This is a genomic window from Helicobacter rappini (genome assembly GCF_900198625.1).
In the GTDB taxonomy this organism is placed as follows: Bacteria; Campylobacterota; Campylobacteria; order Campylobacterales; family Helicobacteraceae; genus Helicobacter_A; species Helicobacter_A rappini.
Map to the genome: position 1 here is coordinate 1 of NZ_FZPK01000089.1, position 1,459 is coordinate 1,459.

General features: G+C 31.6%; 2 protein-coding genes. One reads left to right on the plus strand and one right to left on the minus strand.

Going from position 1 to position 1,459, the window contains the following annotated elements:
• Nucleotides 1-330: 330 nt before the first annotated feature.
• Nucleotides 331-606 carry an EscU/YscU/HrcU family type III secretion system export apparatus switch protein gene (locus tag C6H17_RS11865; RefSeq protein WP_005219977.1) on the minus strand — a complete coding sequence of 92 codons (276 nt, stop codon included), beginning with the start codon at nucleotides 604-606 and terminating at the stop codon, nucleotides 331-333.
• A 554-nt stretch (nucleotides 607-1,160) separates the two neighbouring features.
• On the opposite strand from C6H17_RS11865, the gene C6H17_RS13360 reads away from it, so the two are divergent.
• On the plus strand, nucleotides 1,161-1,286 hold the full coding sequence (locus C6H17_RS13360) for a hypothetical protein (protein WP_267892807.1): 126 nt from the start codon (nucleotides 1,161-1,163) through the stop codon (nucleotides 1,284-1,286).
• The last annotated feature ends 173 nt before the right edge of the window (nucleotides 1,287-1,459 follow it).

Sequence of the window (1,459 nt, forward strand, 5' to 3'; positions counted from 1 at the left end):
ATGATGAGGTTATAAGGCTTACATGCAACAAAGCAAGGCATTAATATACATGCAAAGGCTTACATATACTTTTATACTCGGCTCTTAGTATGCAATGCAAAAACATTAATACCCTTACATGCAAACACTACTAAACATGCTTTTAAAATCTAGTCTAACCCCATAGACTATTTTATGTATATATTGCAATAAATAATGCTAGAAATGTAGGAATAGATTCTGTGTGAATTGTGTATTGTGGGAGAATTTTAAGAGCGTTTTACCGGTGAATTATAAAACATAATTCCAAGTGAGAATCTATGCAGAAAGAATTTGTAAGCATGATTACATTTACTCTAATTTTTTACTAATATGTGCGGTATTTTCTGCATTTTGTAGCCATATAAACACATCTACAACGGCCTGATACAATGCTTCAGGCACATTACTATTCACTTCCATTTTTATAAGAGAATCAACAAGTTCGGCATTACAAAAAAGTGGCACTTGATATTCCTGCGCTTTGGCAATAATCGCCTCTGCGATTTTCCCCTGCCCACTTGCAACAATGCGTGGAGCATGATCTTTATATTCCTCATAGGCAAGAGCCGCAGCCTTTTTTCTCATGCATAATCCTTTCTAAAATGATACATTAAATCGACGAATTTACTGCTTTTATAGATACTTGTGGTTTATTTTTTACTTAAACATAATGCCTAAGCCCTAAAAAACTTTTCAAAGGCATTGAGTGATAAGATAAGAATACAAAAACAAACATTAAAGGCATGTAATGAATATTTAGAGTTAGAAAAAAACGAGGCTTAATCACTAGAAATACAAAATCAAGGTTAGCTAAAAAGCATAAAATATTCTATGCAAATATTAACACCTTTATATATGCTTACAAAAAAGACAACGATATAAAAGATAAATATAAAAAGTCAGTAGATAACGCATATAACAAGCCGCTTTTATATTGGAGTTATAAAGAGTATCTAAACATACACAAGCTAAACGCTCCACACAGAATCCGCTCCACATTTTCAACTATATTATATGATTTAACACCTAAGCATAAGCTAGATTTTACAATTATTGAAATGTGTTTAGCCCATAGTGTTGGAAATATGGTTATACAAAGTTATAACCATAGTGAAAGAATGCAGGAAAGGCGTGAATTAATGCAATTCTGGGCAGATTATATAGACAAATTAGCACATGAAAACACATTACAACAAGTAGTAAATAATAGTGATTTATATGTATTAAATCCTACCAATGATGATAACGATACATTAAGGTTTTAAATATGTATGTGTTATGTGTTTGCAAAGGCTTAAATGTGCTTTTATGCTCGGCTCTTAGTATGCAAACAAAGCTAACTAAGCAAAGCAATATAAAGCTATACATGCAAAGGCTTATAAAGTAATTGCAATGCAAAGCAAAGCATAAACATTAACACACTTACAAACAATGCTTA